We start from the raw sequence: 17440 nt of genomic DNA, 5'->3' as shown, positions 1-17440 counted from the left end.
TCACCCCTTTATATCAGATTCTTTTTTGCTCATAAATTTGATGTTTATGACGGAAAAGATAAGTGTAATGACGAACAAGACAACTCCGGCTGCACTGGCATAGCCCATCTGCAGCTTGTCAAAGGCTTCTTCATAAATATAGAATACCAATGTCTTCGAACTGTTGAGTGGTCCCCCACCCGTCATGACGTAGATTTCTTCGAATACCTTCATGGCTGAAATCGAAGACATGATCGTAACAATCATGATCGAAGGCATTAATAAAGGAACAGTAATATGCCAGATTTGTTTCCATTTGGTCGCACCATCAATATCAGCTGCTTCATATAAATCATCCGGTATGGATTGTAAGCCCGCGAGGTAAATGACCATGTAATACCCCAACCCTTTCCAAATGGTGACAACCATGACGGCAAAGATCGACGTTGATGTTGAAGTCAACCAATTGATGGGTTCATCAATCAATCCGAACGATTCCAGTATGTAGTTTAAAATACCGCGGTCTGCATACACCCATTTCCAGGCAATCCCCACAACAACCATCGAGGTCACAACAGGAACATAATAAGCTGAACGGAAGAATCCAATTCCCTTCACCTGTTGGTTCACAAGAATCGCAAGGAAGATCGGCAGGATGACGAGTGCCGGTACAACAATGATTAAGTATAATAAGGTCTGACCTAACACTTTCCAAAACAATGCATCGGCAAATAGTTCTTTATAATTCTCCATACCAATAAACTCTGCGTCCGCAACGATATTGTAGTCTGTAAAGCTCAGCCAAATCGCGTTAAGCATGGGGTAGAAGATGAATGCACCAAGAATGATGACTCCCGGTATCAGAAACAGAAACGGTGTTAAAGGATTACTTTTCAATGGGCTCCCCTCTTTTCTCTATCACTTGAAATATGAGCTTAGCTGCTCCGAGCATGCCTGCTTTATTACCCAAAGAAGCAGGATGAACACTCGTATTAACGCAATATTCTTTCAATTTCCCTCGAAAGGAGGTCCACCAATGACGCTTGGAATCAATGACCCCGCCTCCTATGAAAATCATTTCCGGGTCGATGGACACCGAAATGTTATACATCGTAATCGCTAAATAATCTAAGTATCGGTCAATCACCTGTTTGACCTGTTGATTTCCCTTTGAAAATTCTTCGAAAATCTCTGAGCCATGCCTGAAAGAGAGCTCCGTTTCGGTGAGAACGGCTTGCACTAACGCAGTACCCGAAAGGTATTGCTCGATGCACCCTTTCTTCCCGCAATTGCATAGCTTTCCATTTGGAACGAGAACCACATGTCCCCATTCTCCACTTTGATGATGATAGCCATTTAAGACCTCACCATTTATAGCATTTGCTCCTCCAACCCCGGTTCCGAGTGTGATCATGACCGCCGATTGAGGTTTTCTTTGTGACTTCCATAGCTCTCCGATGAGAGCCGCGTTGGCATCATTTTCAACAACGCAAGGTAAGCTGTACCTCGATTCGATTTCTGCTTTTACATTGGTTCCCTGCCAGGATGGTAAGTTCGCTGTAGCAAATACGATTTCACCACTATGAACATTCACCCGACCTGCTGTGCCAATGCCGATTCCCAAGATGGCACTGTCTTTCTTCATTAAATAACCAATCACAATGTGAATTGATTCCAGTATTCCATCTCTTCCCTTTGAAATATCGGTCGGAACCTTTGCTTCAAATAAAATGTCCCCATCTTCATTCACAACGGATCCTTTGACTTCCGTTCCCCCAACATCTATTCCGATGACCTTCATCCCATCACCCGCTTTCTCTTATAAGAGATTAGTAGATTTTCTCCACTACGGCTCTTGCTGTTTTTTCTTTCATCCCAAGAGAGTACTCTTTATTATGAAGGGCAAGGCCTGTACATAGCATATCAATGACAAACAGCTGTGAGATCTTCGCAATCATGGATCCGCCTTCAAGAGGAGATTCTTTCCCTCCGCTTAAGAGGACAGCATCGGCAAGCTTCGTAATCGGGGACCTGGCGTAATACGTAATCGCAATCACATTCGCTCCGTTTTCTTTCGCTAACGTCAGAGAATCAATGGTATCCTTTGTACTCCCTGAAATACTCAATCCAATGACAACATCCCCCGCTCCAACTGTGGCAGCCGTCATCGACTGAATATGAGGATCGATCACTGCATCGGACCTGTAGCCGATCCGTAAAAAACGATTCTTCGCATCCAGTGCCGTCAGTCCGGATGTTCCAACTCCAAAGAAGTGGATGGACTTTGCGCCTGATAATAGTTGAATCGCTCGATCTAATGTTTCATCATCCAGTTTATTAACGGTTTCATCAATGGCATTCTTTGTGTAGGAAGCAATCGATTGAATGAAACCTGAAGGCTTGCTCGGATCCGACTCCTCTTCTTGTGAAAGGGAGGATAAATCCTTGGCTATCGCCAGCTTGAATTCCTGATACCCTTTCATTCCGATCTTCCGGCAAAACCGTAAAACCGTCGTCTCTCCCACTTCTGCCACATCGGCAAGGTCGGTGACGGAATAATAAAGGGCCTTCTCCATCTGTTCCAGCACGACTGCCGCCACTTTTTGCTCTGATTTCGTTAACGAAGGAAAGTAACTATTAATTAATCCGCCTAACTTGCTCTTGGACGCCGTTTGTGTGTTCATCTTGTTTCTCTCCTCTACTCTGAATTGATTGAACAAACTTCTTCGTGATTTCCTGAGGTCTTGTAATTGCTGATCCCACTACAACTGCGTGAGCTCCTATATCCATCGCCCGCTTCACATCCTCCGGCGTAGAGATTCTTCCTTCAGCAAATACAGGAATTTGCAGGGTATCAACCAATCTCTTTAATAAAATAAAATCCGGACAGCATTGCTGAGGAGAGTATGGGGTGTATCCCGACATCGTCGTGCTGACACAATCCACACCAAGCTTCACAGCCTTCAACGCCTCATCAAATGTAGAAACGTCCGCCATAATGGTTTGTCCTTTGGCCTTTAAGTAAGCGATCAAGCTTTCCAACGACTCACCGTTTGGACGAGGTCTGTCAGTTGCATCGATGGCAATGATATCCACCCCTGCTCCTATCAGTTCATCAGCTTCTTTTCTGGTGGCTGTTATGTAGACATCACTTTTGGGGTAGTCTCTCTTCACCAAGCCAATAATCGGCAGGTCCACATAGCCCTTGATGGCTTCAATGTCGACTGCACTGTTTGCTCTTATCCCGGACGCGCCTCCAACGCAAGCTGCTTTTGCCATTTTCCCCATTACATCCGAGCCGTGCAAAGGTTCATCCTGTAGTGCCTGGCAGGAAACCACGAGCTTCCCTTTCAGTTGATTGAATACGATTTCCTTACTGATCATTTTTTTCATCACCGTGCTTTCATTGAAATGAGAGAAAGGGAGATAAACTCCCTTTCCTTCATTTCCTTTATTTAGATAGTGTTTCGTTCCATTTCATCTCTGCTTGCTCTAAAGCTTCATCCACTGTCATATCTCCAAGCATCGCAGCATGCAGGGCTTCGTTCATAGCTGTGCGTAGCTCTTCGAAATTGCTCATTGGCGGAATTAACACTTCACTGTCCTTCAATTGACCAGCTGATACGATACGTGCTTTATCAATTGGAGTAGCATCTGCCGGCTCTTCACTAAAGTAAGGATCATCTAAAGCTGTTTCAATGGATGGAAGAATAGCCGTTTGTTTATCAAACTCCACTTGGTTTTCAGCGTTTGTTAAGAAAATCGAGAAGTCTACTGCTGCTTTTTGATGCTCGGATTGTTTCGGGACAACCACGTTCATCGCTGCCACGTTTTTCTTATTCGTATCACCAGTGATGATTGGAGCTGTTTTCGTTGCTTTTAAAATATCAGGGGCATTTTCCTCTACAATTGTCAGGAATTGGGGACCGGATGCCAGGATCGCGATTTCACCCGCCTGGTATAAGTCAACCGCTTTAGAGTGACCTTCTGTTAAGACTTCACGAGGAATTAAACCATCCTTATAAAGGTCCACGAAGAAATTGAAGGACTCTTTGCCTTCAGCTGTGTTGAACGTTGCTTTCGTCATATCTTCATTTGTTAAGTCTACACCCATCATAACCATTGTTTCTAAAAGATGACTTCCATCAAGAGCCGGGAAGAATGCGTATTTACCCGTTTTGTCTTTGATTGTTTTAGAAACTTCTTTCAGCTCTTCAAAAGTGGCTGGAGCTTTCTCGGGATCCAATCCTGCTTCCCTGAAGATCTCTGAGTTGTACATCGTTACTTGAGAAGAAAGGTACCAAGGGATACCGAATGTTTTTCCGTCAAACGTGTTAGAAGCCCAGATGTTCTCAAAGTATTTACTTTTAACATCTTCCGAAACCATTTCATCCATATTCACTAACGCATCCAGTTCTGCTAATTTCGCCGCGAATTGAGGATTCAGGTTCGCTACGTCGGGAGCCGTCTTGGAAGCGACTGCTGAAAGAATCTTTGTTTCCATATCACCCCAAGGAATGTCGACCCATTTCACTTTCACATTTGGGTTTTCCTTTTCAAAATCAGCGATGACCCCATTTAAATAATCATCAAAAGTTGGAGATAACTGCATGGTCCAGAATTCAATTTCCACTGGTTCCTTTTCCGTTCCCTCTTTCTGTCCTTCAGAAGAGCTTGAGCTGCTGCTGTTACAAGCAGCTGTAAATAGCATAGCAAACATCAACATAAGCGTTAATAAAAACTTTCCATTTTTAAACATTGCGTTCATCCCTTTCCCCTTTTATATTTGTTTCAACAAAATAGCTGATTGCACGTGGTAAGTCCCTTCGCCAAAAATCCCAGAGATGCTGCTCGTCTTCTTCGTAGTATGTAATGGTATCTGTGATGGATTGAAGTTGTTTGAGAAGACTTCGGTTGTAAGTTAGGATTGGAAGGTTTTCTCCAGTTAGTGGATAGGTAACCGCTTCTTCTTGCAGACCGACAACCTGGTACACTTGCCAATCAACTTTTTGAAGATTTTGAATTTTAACGACGTGACTAGCTGTAAAAGCACCGGACTGCAATAGTAAGTGAGACCATGATTCCGGAAATTCAGAAGCTATACTCACACTAACAGCAGCTCCAAGAGAATCCCCTAACAAACCAACTTTACGAATCTCCTTATCTTCATTTTCAAAACGGCGCCGAACAGTCATCAGAAGCTCATCCTGGAAAAATCGAATGTACGACTCGAGCCGCTCTCCCTGTGGATGATAAAGATGATAGCGTTCTTCAGAGCTTGGCGGCGGCACAAGAACCAAGAATAGATGAATGGATTCCAAGTTTTCCAGAATTGATTCCAGAGCTTGATCGATATGTCCCAGTTCTACATAGTCCATCCCATCCTGAATAAACAGTAAATCTACTACATTGCTTTGACCCCTCTTGTATTCATAGGTGTAGTAAAGTTGATCTCTTCGTAAATAATGACTCGTCATCACGCATTCTTTCAATCTAGAATTCAACGAGCGTATTCTCCCCCTTTCCCAGAATAGGTTCCCCTATTAGTTTCTATCCTAGCATATGAAAGCGCTTTTGTGAATATGTTCTCCATTTTTTATTTTTTTGGTGGATAAATGCTCCATACTAAAGAATAGAAAGATCCATTCTTACAATCAAAAACGCACAAATTTTAAACATATAAAATAAGGACGAGGCGGCTTATTAAACCTCCTCGTCCTAAAAATTACTCTATCTCCTCTAATAACTCATAAGCTTCTTCCCTCGTCTTTACATTCAACAACTGATTCCGATATTCCTCATCCATCAGCTGACGGGATAACAGTTGTAATATCTTCAAATGCTCATTCCCTTCACTTTCTTTAGGAACAGCAATCATAAATATCAACTTGGCATCCGATCCATCCAGACTCTTCCAATCCACACCGTCTTTCTTGATTCCAAACACAACACTTGGTTTTGTAACGGCAGTGGACTTCCCATGAGGAATGGCAATATTCATACCGATCCCTGTGGTACTTTCTTCTTCCCGGTCTATGATGGATTGTTTAAAATCGATGGATGAAGTGATCGTTCCCGCTTTATCTAATTTTTGAATCATTTCATCAATGACATCGTCACGTGTAGAACCTTTCAAGTTCACATCAATCAGCTCTAAATTGGTTATATCCGTTAGCTTGTTGATTTCAATTGACTCCATTTGAGGTTGCTCTTCAGCAATATCTGGTGAGTTCGTCATTTCACCCTCTGCTACTGCCTCTTCATCCGTCACAACATCCCTCTTTAAAAGGTTGACCACTAACGCGGTGACAACCGCACCAGCAATAACAGCAACAAAGAACATCAATATGTTATCCACAGCACCAAGAACGGCAACAATCGGACCTCCATGAGCCACCCGGTCTCCTACATGACCAAGCATCGCGATGACTGATCCTGTCATGGAACCGACCATGATACTAGGAATGACACGGAGTGGGTCTTGTGCCGCAAATGGGATTGCTCCTTCTGTAATACCGAACAAGCCCATTGTAAATGCTGCTTTTCCTGTTTCTCTTTCAGATGCCTGGAATTTCTTTTTGCCGATGAAAGTGGCCAGTCCCAGTCCGATTGGCGGAATACAGATGGCAACGGCTATCGGTCCCATAATTTCATAGTTTCCTTCTGCAATCATGGCAGAACCGAAGAGGAAGGCAACTTTGTTCACCGGACCTCCCATATCGAAGGAGATCATGGCGCCCAGTATGAGGGCAAGTAAGATAGAACTTGTCCCTTGCATACCTGAGAGCCAGCCTGTTAGTACTTCAAATGTTTGAGCGACTGGTGCACCAATTATAAATACAAATGCCAATCCGACAATTAAGGATGCCAACACCGGTATAATGATAATAGGCATGATTGGTTGAATGGCTTTAGGAACTTTAATCTTTTTAATATAAAGGGCAACGTACCCCGCCAGGAAACCAGCTATGATACCACCGATGAACCCTGCACCGGCTTCACTTCCATAGAAACTTCCATTCGCTGCAATGTATCCACCGACGATACCCGGTGCAAGTCCTGGCCTGTCTGCAATACTATACGCGATGAACCCTGCCAGGATAGGGACCATGAACGTGAATGATGCTCCGCCGATCGCTTCAATGCTTTTCCAGAATGAATCTTCTGGTATGACGAGACCACCCGGCGTTTTCACACCACCCATCGTCAAGGCAACGGCAATCAATAATCCACCAATCACAATGAACGGGATCATATACGATACGCCATTCATTAAGTGGCGATAGATTGGGTTTTCTTTCTTCTCCGCCTGTTTCTTTTCTCCGGAAGTAGAGTGATAGACAGGAACATCGCCACTCATTACTTTCTTAAGCAACTGCTCCGGTTTACGAATGCCATCCTGCACTCCTGCTACTAATACCTTCTTTCCATTGAACCGCTCTTTGTTTACGGCTTTATCAGCAGCAATGATAATACCGTCAGCTTCTTGTATATCTTTTTCAGTGAACTCATTTTCTACCCCGATGGAACCCTGGGTCTCTACTTTTAACTGGACCCCCAACTGTTTGGCTGCTTTTTCCAGATTTTCAGCAGCCATATAAGTATGGGCAATACCATTGGGACAAGATGTAATGGCTAGTAGTTTCATCTCTCATTCTCCTTTTTCGTAATCGCTTACAATCACTATACAATGAAAAGCTGAAACAAAAAGACCATTGTTTTACCGGAGCTCCGGTAAAAAGCAAAAAATAAGAAGTAAAGCCAATTCGCTTTACTTCATTCATTCTTGAACACAGATAGAAAGTTCATGATATCCTGCTGCACAATCAAAGATTGAACCTTCCTGGGATCTTCACTTAAAGATGAAATTTCGCTAAATAGGTGTTTCACTTCTTTCTGCTCTTCATTATTCACTGCCAATAGAAAGACTAATGATACTTTTTCTACTCCCCATTCAATAGGTTCCTTTAAGGTCGCAATACCAATCGCAGATTGCTTGATCAAGTCAGGGTGTCCATGAGGGATGGCTATCCCTGCACCGATGGCGGTAGCTGACATTCTCTCCCTTATCATAGTGCTTTCGATATATTCCTTCTCCACATAGCCTTTTGAGTAGAGAGAGGCAGCGAGCTTCTTTATGATCTCATATTTGCTCGTTTCATCTTGTTGAAGAAACACCACAAACGGATTGGTATATTTTAATAAGATAGATTCCTCAGGTGATCGTTTGAAGGACCGTTTATCCTGCTTTAGCCACTGCTCCAGACGTTCTTCATCACTATTTTCCAATAGAGGTGAAACGACGATGTGAGGGACTTTGATTTCCGGCAACGAAATGGTGCTGATCACCAAGTCCACTTCTTGCTTACAAAGGAAATCCTGTAATTCAGACTTAGCAATACTTCCTAAAACGTTTACAGAATAGAATTTCCTTTCAATTTTCGTACGCAATAATTGAGACATACCGATACCCATATGGCAAACGAGTACAACTTTTGTTGTGGTTAGATGTTGATTTTTTATTCTTTCTAGTGAAGATTGAAAGTGTAAGGTTAAATAAGCTGCTTCTTCTTCGGGAATATCAAGGGCTAATGATTGATTAATATCCCCTAACGAAAGCATCAATTGATCAAACATATAAGGATACATTTTCTTGATTTCATGTAACATGACATTCGAGACAGGAAGTCCATGTTCCAAACGATTAAGTGTAGAATGCAAATGAACGTTTAATCCTTCCCGTAATTCCCTGTCTTTCTTAAAATCGATGTTTGTAGATTGGGATACCCGTTCCACTAGCATACTCATCACTTTTAAAAGAATAGGATTGTCATCTTGAAAGCTTTGGTTTAAGGTGTCCTTCTGAGATCGATATTTCCCTCCAAGGAAATGAAGGGTCAGGTATGCCTTTTCTTTATCTGGAAAACGAATGGAGAAGAAAGGTTCAAGCTTCTCTGAGAAATCAACAGCCCAACGATACTCGGTTTTCTTTAGTAAAAAAAGACGCTCTTCCTCTGATATAGAAATGATTTGTCCCAGTTTGGTTCTCTTGATCATCAGAAGAGTATGAAGGACAATCCGTTCAAAGCTTTCGTCGGTAAAACGCAGTGCATATTTCCGTTGCACTTCTTTCAGCTCCGTATTTACAACCTTGAATTCTGCAGATGAAAATTGATCCTTCATGAAATCATGAATAAGCGCTGGATGATTGACCATTTCCGATAAACGGGAAAGTGCTGAGCGCTTATTCTTTTCTGTGCCCTCTAATGTTAAGCCTACCTTTTGCCTGGTACCTAATGTAATATCAAAGCGCTTTAACCATGTTTCAATTTTTTCTATATCTCTTTTTATAATAGCCTTACTCACGTAAAATCGGCTCATAAAGTCCTGGGATGTGACCGGGGTAGTATCCATCAGTAGATGATAGGCTATTTGAATAACCCTTCTTTCATCCTCCTGGTCACTCGATGTCGCATCAGTGGAGTGAAGGAGAGCAAACAGCTTTTTTTCATCCTCTTCATTCACTTCCAAACAGACACCCAGCCCAGGTTTTCGAATTAGTTCAGCAGAAGAAATACCTTCTAAATAATGTTGGATCGCTTTCAAGTCGTTTCGTACCGTCTTTTCAGAGCACTGTACTTGATCGGTAATGTTCCTCACTAGTATGTAATGATTGGATTGGCCTATAAGCATACGCAAGATTTCGTTTTGTCTCTCATTCATGATTTCACCTTCTTAATGTTTGAGACGATTATCTCCCTTATGATACTTTTTGCTTATGGAAATGTAAACTCGGTAGTGGAATTGTTGTTCTAAACAAAAAAAATAAGGCGAGGTTCTAGTCGCCTCGCCCTTCCATCATCTTAACAATCGTACAACCTGCTCAACCGTCACCCGGATCTGCTCACCCGTCACCTCACTCTTCAACGCTTCCTTCAGCGACCGGCACTCTGTCTGAATCGAGAAAACAGCATCCAGGTACTGATTCATCTCTGCCAAATCCGTATCAATCCGACCCGCGATCCCGATCACTTTCTTACTGTGCTTCTTCGCCAGTTTCGCAACCCCAACCGGCACTTTTCCCATCAGTGATTGCTGATCCAAGCTTCCTTCTCCGGTGAAGATGATGTCTGCTTTCATCACTTTCTCTTCTAACTTGGTAAGTTCAATAATCGTATCCACCCCCGATTGAAGAACCCCGTTCAAAGCGGCAACGATACTTCCACCAAGCCCTCCGGCAGCACCCGATCCAGGGACATCTTGGACGTCGATCCCATACACTTCACTAAATAGGGAAGAGAGCTTCACCAAACCGGCATCAAGTTCCAGGATCCCTGCAGAAGTGGCACCCTTCTGTCTGCCAAAAATATGGGCAGCACCTTTCTCTCCATAAAAAGGGTTCGTGACATCGCTCGCAATCGTGAACGAGCATTGCTCCAGTTGGGGTATCCGCTCATGATCAGAAAACGAAGCTGCCTTAAGCAATGGATTCCCTTTCACTTCAACCTCTACTCCGTCCTCATCATAAAAGGTCCATCCCAACGCCTGCAGCATCCCGACTCCGCCGTCGTTCGTGGCACTCCCGCCAAGGGAAATGACAATGTTGCGATATCCGTTCATGACGGCATCCTTTATCTGTTCCCCCAACCCATACGTATTCGACACCAATGGATTCCTCTTCTCAAATGGTACGAGGGGAAGTCCACTGCTGCGGGCACTCTCAATAAAAGCAGTGTCTCCATTAAAAACAACATAACGCGCGAGAACAGGGTTCATTAACGGGTCATGTACCGGGACTTCCTTCTCTTCTCCATCCAGACATGAGAGCAGGGCATCCAGGGTTCCCTCTCCACCATCTGCCATGGGAGAGTTCTCAACATGAGCTGATGGCATAACAGAAAGGATCCCTTTACGAGCCGCTTCTCCCACTTCAAAAGCTGATAATGAATCCTTATAGGAATCAGAAGCTATTAAAAAATTCATATCACACACGCTCCTATGAAAAGGTGCCAGAAGCCTGTAAAAGCGACTGGCACCTATATTGATCTATTGTTTTACCCACATGAATTCATACGAGTTTAATTCAACTTCTCCACTTACTTCTTTTCCACTCTGTAAATCGAAGCCTGAATGAGGAAGCGTTACAGCTGCTGGAGCAGCATCCAGGTTGACGACAAACGTGATGCTCTCTCCTGTTTCCTGATTGAAACGCTTCAGTCCGAATAGATTGGCACCCAGTTCCAGCACTTCCTGCCCTGCATACGGAGAAAAAGCAGATTCCTTTTGTCGGATCGAAATCATTTCCTGTAAGCCTTCGAAAATCCCTTTGCGACGGGAACTTGTCTCTAATTCTCCAAGGATACTTGAAAGCTCCAGCTTCTCACGATTGATCCTGCGGTTGATGCCTGACGACGCTACACCCGCTTCATCGTTATGAGAGCCCAGTAAGGAATGATAGTAAATGGCCGGAACTCCCACAAACGATAACAAGATGGAATGTGCGGCCAACATCTTCTTCACTTCCAGTTCTTCTGTCGTATCCTCACCTTGGTTGACCAACGCTGCTGAATAGTTGATGTTCAACTCATAAACAGACTGGCTGCCATCACTATTGGCTTTATACGAAACACGACCGCCGTTTTCTTTCACTTTATTCACAAGCTTGTGTTTCTCGTTCTCTGTCAGGATCCCTTCAGTCGGACGCATCCCGATTCCATCATGACTCGCCAGAAAGTTGAAATAGGTCGCAGTATCCGAAACGGTATCAATCGTTTTCGCCCATTCCGTCAGCTTTTCACCATTGTGAGTCGTCAGTGAAAACAGCACCAATGGAGGCAGGGAGAATTGATAGACCATATTGGCTTCATCAGTCCCATCACCGAAATAGCTGATGTTTTCTTTATGCGGTACATTCGTTTCCGTAATGATCTGGGTATTCGGCTTAAAGAAGTCCATGACCTCTCTCCACAGCTTGATGATTTCATGTGCCTGGGGCAGATGGATGGAGGTTGTGCCTGATTCCTTCCAAATGAACCCGATGGCATCCAATCGGATGCTTGTCCCGCCCTTGCTCGCATACTCAAGTAAAATATCCGTCGTTTCCTTTAATACCGGAAAATGGCGGAAGTTCAAATCAACCTGGTCTTCACTAAAGGTCGTCCAAGCCGTTTTCAAGCCGTCACGTCCTTCATATTCATGATACAAAGGCGATGTGCGGGGACGTACGACGCCACTAGGATCAAAAGAAGGATTCTTTGGAACAAAATATTCCTTGTATCTCTCTTCACCATTGATATAACCTTGAAACCACGCACTGGATTTCGAAATATGATTGGCAACAAAATCAAACATCAAGCGATAATCCTGAGCCAGTTCTTCAATGTTCGTCCAATCCCCGAGTTTCGGGTCCACTTGACGGTAGTCCACGACTGAGAAACCATCATCGGATGTATAAGGAAACATCGGCAGCAAGTGTACGTCCGTAATCGAACCCTTCACCTTTTCATTTAAGAAGGTGCGAAGAGAAGCAAGTGTGGGCTTGCCCTCTTCGTAAATGCTGTCACCATACGTGATCAGATAAACGTTTTCTTCAGACACTGGTGCTGCGCTTTCCCAGGAATGACGACTCCATTTATCCACTAGCCCTGTAAAAGAAGTCAGGAACTCCTCTTTGAAATCTTCCCCGTAAATCGTCTTTAATCTCTCTTCCACATTCCGTACTAGTTCTTGCTTTGTCATGATTTCACCTTCTTAAGATAGTTTTAATGTGAGGTGGCTCTTCGGATTGACTGTGATCGCCGTACCCGCCTCTTCCTGGAATTCCTCCGCCAGATTCGTGATGGAAACGTTGCTGAATTCATGGTCTACTTTCACGGTCTGAACGGATTCAGTCGGGTTGAACAAGCGAACAACAATCGACTTGTCATCATAGGCACGCTTGCAGCTGCTCATCACAACAGAAGGATTGTCCATTTCCAACAATGAAACCTTGTCATCCATCTCCTTAACCGGATAAGGAATCTCAAAACGCTCCAACCGCTCTTCAAACGTATTCAAGCTTTGTTTCTGATAAGAAGCATGTCGAGCAACATAATGATCCGTCAGCCCGAACATCTCCACAGGCTCTGCATCCCCTACATAAATCCCGTACTCAAACACCATCTTCTGCTTCATCTGCGCATCAGGGGTATAAACGACTTTATTGTTAATGCCCGATGCTCTTCCCGGACGCCACATGAGATCATCTTTCCCTAACAACCCGACGCTTCTAAATAGAGTAAGAGCGAGTTCACCTGAGTTTTCAAGCACTTGATATTCCTTGATCCCTCTTGTTACGGCCGCAAAAGTATGGGAATCAGTCGATACCCCTGCAAAGTTTTCAAGGGAATAAATCGGTACCGGTGCTTCCGCAAAACCATTCTCTTTCCAATCCTTCATATACGGATTGTCCACACTTCGCTCAATCAGCCCAAAGCCTTGATCGGCAAAGGAAGTCTGAGGTTTGTTTGTCCCTGTATTCAATAGAACGCGTACACGGTGATCCTCAACAGCATTCTCGATTGTATGCTGAACCCGGACGAACTTTTCATTTTTTTGAAGCTCAAGAGTCGAGATGACCACCAATGGTTCGCTGTTGATTTCCGCCTGGCGGTCCTCCAGATTCCCTGGTACAAGGGCCTCATGTTTCACCATGATTTTCTGTGAAAGCTCACCTGTTTCTACAGAAAGAAGCTCTCCATTTTCTAACCAAAGAGGCTGATCATCTTCCAAAGGTGAGAAATCATAGGAATCTCCTGCATCACCGACATTTTCAAATCGAAGCAGATTGGGAATCACTTTGCCCTTACCTTTCTCAGTCAGGGTCAGATTACCTTCCACAAATTCAACTTTCACATGTTCATTTTCAATCGTCCGACTTTTGCTGTCTTCAAGCCTTTTCATACCTTCGCTGAGCTCTTCAACCATATATGTCTCGTACCCTAACCCGGCAACATCTTTCAAATCTGCCATTACGACGGTGCGATAATAACCCGGGACCTCTACCTGTTTTTCGCCTTCAGCAGTCACGACAATTTTCTTACCGCCGCTTATATATTCCTGGTCAACGGCTTCCATATCAACAAGCTCTCCATTAAGGTCCTTCACGTTGAATTGATCAGACTTTGTAAACAGGACAGCCTCCACCGTTCCGGAAAATTCAGACGCATTCGTGTTGAAGAATACAAAAACGGAGTCATTACCGAGCTTCTTGCTGATCGCTTCAGTCATTTGTTTCTTCAAGATATTCAGGAGCCCATCTGCAATACGGTTCACCTTTTCCAGCCGTTGAACGATATCACGATTGGTATCATCGGAGTTACACCCGCCGATACTGTCGTGGGCATGGACATCGAAGAGTTCCTTCCACATTCCGTCCAGCCATGCCTGGGGATAACGAAGGCCCAAGGATTGACCGATGACCGCCAATGGCTCCAATACATTCAAAATCTTATGTTCGACTTCATAATTTGCTTTCTTAATATCATAGCGCTGGGAACGGATTGTGTTATGAATACGGGACTTCTGGGTCGCCGTCAATTCGCCTTCAATCACATTTGTCAAATCCGCCTCGTTCTCCCATGCATCCTTCATAAAGGTCTCATAGTCGGAAAGGACAAACTCATAGTCCTCTGAGCTTTCATTCAGCTGCTTAATGGTCTCAGGGAAATGCTCACGCACAAGCACCTGATCCCCGCCTGCCGGGAGAAGGAGATGGTCACTATTCTGATTCATATCAGCCAGTTTCTCCAGAATCGGAAACAGTCGTTCTTCCTTATACTCCTCTGTAGCTTCAAGGAATTTCCCCGGTCCATATCCGAAATAAATGTTGTTGGCATGCACGGTTTCACCGTCAGGAGATTTCCACTTGAAATTCAAATCACCTTTCAATTGATCGGTGTAAATTCCCCGCTGAAGGACGCTGTTATCGATACCGAATCCTTTGAAGATTGAAGGAAGATACTGATTCTGTCCAAAAATATCAGGCAGGTAACCACAATTCATACTGTGACCGAAACTCTTCGATATCTTGGTTCCGTATAACAGGTTACGGATGATGGATTCTTTATTCACAAGCAGGGAATCGGTCTGCGTATACCAAGGTCCGATAAACAGCTGCTTCATTTCCACAAGCTGCTTCAATCGGTCCCTGTTTTCAGGACGGACCTTCAAATACTCCTCCACAATGCTTGCCTGGGCATCGAATACATAGCCCGTATAGTCTTGATCTGTTTCAAGAACATCTAAGAGATGGTCCAGGTTTTCTGCAAGTAATACATTCGAATCTTCTATTGTAAAATACCATTCACGATCCCAGTGGGAATGAGGTACGACATAAACGCGCTTTTTCATGGATGTTCCCTCCAAATAATAGGTAAAGGGTTCCGGGTCCATAAAGACCCAGCCCCCTTTTTGTGATTATTTTTCGTTCTTTTTCAAGATTGCAAAGCGGATGAAAATGTTTGCGAAAGCGATGAACAATACCCCTACCAGAAGTCCAATGAGGTAAGCCCAAATATTTTCAACGAGCGGCCATCCCCAGACAGCCGGAAGTGGATACCACTGAACGGCCCCAAGTACGACTGCCGTTACGGATCCTAAAATAGCCCCGATGATATTGATCGGTATCGTGATCAGCGGGTTACGGAGCATGAATGGAATCGCTCCCTCACTGATGGCGATAAATCCAAGTAATAAAGACGTATTCCCTGCCACTCGCAGGTTCGCATCGAACACACGGCGACCTACTACATATTTATCGATAACCGTCGCAAGTCCCAAACCGATCGGCGGGATAACGATCGCCAATACACGTGCTGTCAACGGATAGATCTGATCAGCTGCAAGTCCGATGGCAATAGCTCCGGCTGCTTTGTTGATCGGTCCACCTAAGTCAAAGGCGGTGGCAGCAGCGATGATACTTGCGAGCACTACATTCCCTGCCCCTTGAGCCGCTGTGATCCACTCACTTAGAAGTGCATTAAGTCCGCCGAAAACGGGATCAACAATGTAGAAATTAAGGAAGAAAATCGTTAATACAGAAATCGCAGGAATGATTAACATCGGTTTCATTGCGATTAAATTTTTATTTAGCTTAATTCTTTCATTTAAGAATTTAGAGACATATCCAGCCGTTAATCCAAGGATCAGTGCCCCTAGGAAACCTGATGGAATTCCACCTTCGATTCCCCAGAACGTATAGTGAAGTCCTGCTGCAAATACCCCTCCAATAAACCCGGAAACGAGTCCAACTCTGTCGGCAATTGAATAAGCAACGAAAGCCCCGAAGATTGGATACATGAACTTAAAGATCATGCCGCCGAATTTATCAAGGTGATGAAGGATCACCAATAGTTCATTTGAGTGAGTCGCATACTTAATATCATGAATTTGATCTACGAGACCCATCGGCATGGCAGAGAGCTTCGCAATCCCCATCATCAGACCGGCTGCGACAAGGACAGGAATCATATAAGAAATCCCGGTCATGACCGCCTGAGTGATCTCAGACAGAAGTCCCTGCTTATTACCTCCAGTGGAAACCTCTTCTTCACCACTGTCCCCTGAAACGGTTCCATCCGGGTTCGTCAACGCCCGGTTAATGATCTCCTTGGCATGCTTCAACGGTTCTGCTACACGTGTTTGAACGTATGGCTTCCCAGCGAAACGTTCCTTATTCTTAGGAGCAATATCGGTAGCAAAAACAACGGCATCCGCTTCTTTCAAAATCGCCCCCCGGTGCTCATCTTCAATCCCGTTCGCACCCTGTTTCTCTGTAAGAACACGGACACCCATCTCACGTCCTGCTTTCTCCAATGCCTCTGCAGACATATACGTGTGGGCGATACCCGCTGCACAGGCAGTGATGGCCAGTACCGTTTTGGTATATTCTTGAGGAGCCTCGACTACCTCTTCCTTCTGATCTAATAATGATAGAAACTCTGAAGGTGAAGAAGCGTTCATCAAGTTATTGATATAGCCCTTGTCCATCAGTCGTGTACTCAGTTCAGATAGGACACTTAAGTGGGTTGATCCGGCTTCCGCATCCGGTATGGCAAGTAGGAATACAAGCTTGACTTTGTTCGTCGGATCAATGCTTTCCCATGTATCGATACCGTTTCGAAGTCTGGCGACGGCAAATTTCGCTTTCTTTACAGCTGAGCTTTTCCCGTGGGGGATCGCAAGCCCCGCTTCTAACCCTGTGGGAGAGATCTTCTCCCTCTCCAGTACAGCTTGTAAAAAATCTTCTTTAGACGTTAAAACATCCTGTTTATATAACGCATCCACAAGCGTCTCAAGAATCTCTTGTTTTGAGTTTGATTCAATATCAAATATGACCAATTGTCCATCTGTCATTTTTCTTAATTCCATGAGGTTCACCTCTCTATTAGTAAATATCATTTCCTGTGAAATCCCTTACAAT

At 44.1% G+C, this 17440-nt stretch carries 12 protein-coding genes; all 12 read right to left on the bottom strand.

Translation table 11 applies throughout. From position 1 onward, the window contains the following. Complete coding sequence (locus RSX31_RS18140; RefSeq protein ID WP_315635563.1) at positions 1-876, bottom strand: carbohydrate ABC transporter permease; 876 nt, start codon at positions 874-876, stop codon at positions 1-3. After that, positions 866-1780, bottom strand: a complete 915-nt coding sequence (locus RSX31_RS18135) for an ROK family protein (RefSeq protein ID WP_315635561.1) — start codon at positions 1778-1780, stop codon at positions 866-868. Before RSX31_RS18135 ends, RSX31_RS18140 begins: the two co-directional genes overlap by 11 nt. Before the next feature lie 28 nt (positions 1781-1808). After that, positions 1809-2663: a MurR/RpiR family transcriptional regulator gene (locus RSX31_RS18130; RefSeq protein ID WP_148970486.1), complete on the bottom strand. Its 855-nt coding sequence runs from the start codon at positions 2661-2663 to the stop codon at positions 1809-1811. Beyond that, positions 2617-3363 carry an N-acetylmannosamine-6-phosphate 2-epimerase gene (locus RSX31_RS18125; RefSeq protein ID WP_315635559.1) on the bottom strand — a complete coding sequence of 249 codons (747 nt, stop codon included), beginning with the start codon at positions 3361-3363 and terminating at the stop codon, positions 2617-2619. The genes RSX31_RS18130 and RSX31_RS18125 overlap by 47 nt, the downstream gene beginning before the upstream one ends. A 67-nt stretch (positions 3364-3430) precedes the next feature. Next, positions 3431-4747, bottom strand: coding sequence for an ABC transporter substrate-binding protein (locus RSX31_RS18120; protein WP_315635558.1), 1317 nt, complete (start codon positions 4745-4747; stop codon positions 3431-3433). Further along, complete coding sequence (locus RSX31_RS18115; RefSeq protein WP_315635557.1) at positions 4731-5483, bottom strand: alpha/beta hydrolase-fold protein; 753 nt, start codon at positions 5481-5483, stop codon at positions 4731-4733. The genes RSX31_RS18120 and RSX31_RS18115 overlap by 17 nt, the downstream gene beginning before the upstream one ends. Positions 5484-5704: 221 nt before the next feature. Continuing rightward, positions 5705-7627, bottom strand: a complete 1923-nt coding sequence (locus RSX31_RS18110) for a PTS fructose transporter subunit IIABC (RefSeq protein ID WP_315635556.1) — start codon at positions 7625-7627, stop codon at positions 5705-5707. 128 nt (positions 7628-7755) lie between these two features. Further along, positions 7756-9702: a BglG family transcription antiterminator gene (locus RSX31_RS18105; protein WP_282138270.1), complete on the bottom strand. Its 1947-nt coding sequence runs from the start codon at positions 9700-9702 to the stop codon at positions 7756-7758. 135 nt (positions 9703-9837) lie between these two features. Continuing rightward, on the bottom strand, positions 9838-10962 hold the full coding sequence (locus tag RSX31_RS18100) for a glycerate kinase family protein (protein ID WP_315635553.1): 1125 nt from the start codon (positions 10960-10962) through the stop codon (positions 9838-9840). A gap of 63 nt (positions 10963-11025) precedes the next feature. After that, on the bottom strand, positions 11026-12717 hold the full coding sequence (locus RSX31_RS18095) for a sugar phosphorylase (protein ID WP_315635551.1): 1692 nt from the start codon (positions 12715-12717) through the stop codon (positions 11026-11028). 12 nt (positions 12718-12729) lie between these two features. Further along, the gene (locus RSX31_RS18090) at positions 12730-15369 is read right to left on the bottom strand and encodes a glycoside hydrolase family 38 N-terminal domain-containing protein (RefSeq protein ID WP_315635549.1); all 2640 of its coding nucleotides are present in this window, start codon (positions 15367-15369) and stop codon (positions 12730-12732) included. 66 nt (positions 15370-15435) lie between these two features. Continuing rightward, positions 15436-17388 (bottom strand): fructose-specific PTS transporter subunit EIIC, encoded by a 1953-nt coding sequence (locus tag RSX31_RS18085; RefSeq protein WP_315635547.1) that lies wholly within the window; start codon positions 17386-17388, stop codon positions 15436-15438. Positions 17389-17440: the final 52 nt, after the last annotated feature.

This window comes from Rossellomorea yichunensis (genome assembly GCF_032337515.1).
GTDB classification, from domain to species: Bacteria; Bacillota; Bacilli; order Bacillales; family Bacillaceae_B; genus Rossellomorea; species Rossellomorea yichunensis.
The sequence above is the reverse complement of the archived record's forward strand: the minus strand, read 5'-3'. Positions and strand labels throughout refer to the sequence as shown.

Coding starts and splice junctions, on each gene's coding strand:
- RSX31_RS18135 (WP_315635561.1), bottom strand. CDS start 1,780: ATGAAGGTCATCGGAATAGATGTTGGGGGAACGGAAGTCAAAGGATCC.
- RSX31_RS18130 (WP_148970486.1), bottom strand. CDS start 2,663: ATGAACACACAAACGGCGTCCAAGAGCAAGTTAGGCGGATTAATTAAT.
- RSX31_RS18125 (WP_315635559.1), bottom strand. CDS start 3,363: ATGATCAGTAAGGAAATCGTATTCAATCAACTGAAAGGGAAGCTCGTG.
- RSX31_RS18120 (WP_315635558.1), bottom strand. CDS start 4,747: ATGAACGCAATGTTTAAAAATGGAAAGTTTTTATTAACGCTTATGTTG.
- RSX31_RS18110 (WP_315635556.1), bottom strand. CDS start 7,627: ATGAAACTACTAGCCATTACATCTTGTCCCAATGGTATTGCCCATACT.
- RSX31_RS18105 (WP_282138270.1), bottom strand. CDS start 9,702: ATGAATGAGAGACAAAACGAAATCTTGCGTATGCTTATAGGCCAATCC.
- RSX31_RS18100 (WP_315635553.1), bottom strand. CDS start 10,962: ATGAATTTTTTAATAGCTTCTGATTCCTATAAGGATTCATTATCAGCT.
- RSX31_RS18095 (WP_315635551.1), bottom strand. CDS start 12,717: ATGACAAAGCAAGAACTAGTACGGAATGTGGAAGAGAGATTAAAGACG.
- RSX31_RS18090 (WP_315635549.1), bottom strand. CDS start 15,369: ATGAAAAAGCGCGTTTATGTCGTACCTCATTCCCACTGGGATCGTGAA.
- RSX31_RS18085 (WP_315635547.1), bottom strand. CDS start 17,388: ATGGAATTAAGAAAAATGACAGATGGACAATTGGTCATATTTGATATT.